Consider the following 587-nt stretch of genomic DNA (forward strand, 5'->3'; position numbering starts at 1 on the left):
TCCCGGATTCCGTCACCTCCATCGGTTCCTATTCCTTTGCAAACTGCACGGCTCTGGGTGAACTCAGCTTTCCGGACTCTGTCACTTCCATCGACAGATACGCTTTTTCCGGATGTAAAAAGCTGGCCTCCATCCGATGGTCCGAAAACCTTCAGTCCATTGGCAGCAGTTCTTTTGCAAACTGCACGGCTCTGGAAACTCTTTCTTTTCCAAAGTCCGTCAATACTATCGACTCCTATGCTTTCAGTGGCTGCAGCTCTGTTTCATCCCTTTCCTTTTCGGACAACCCAAAAGGTGGTTTTCTGACAGATATTAAATATAACGCTTTTGAAAACTGCACAGCCCTGGAAAATATTTCTTTTTCCAAAAATATAAATTCACTGGGTTCCTATGCATTCTCCGGATGTTCTTCTCTTGAAAAAGTGATTCTCAGTGACTCTATTACCACGATAGATTCTGCTGCTTTTTCCGGCTGCTCTGCTCTGGAATCCATAAAGCTTCCTTCCAAGCTGAAAACACTGGGATATGGCTTTATTTCCGGTACCCTGGTCACTACTCTTACGATCCCGGCCGGGCTTACCAAATGT

1 protein-coding gene is annotated in these 587 nt (G+C 45.5%); it reads left to right on the forward strand.

All coding sequences use genetic code 11. The features are described from left to right. Positions 1 to 587 (forward strand): leucine-rich repeat domain-containing protein (locus LI091_RS18400; protein ID WP_265191451.1); only part of this gene is annotated, 587 nt, incomplete at both ends.

It is taken from the genome of Blautia sp. MSK20_18, from assembly GCF_020553125.1.
Taxonomy (GTDB): Bacteria; Bacillota; Clostridia; order Lachnospirales; family Lachnospiraceae; genus Blautia_A; species Blautia_A fusiformis.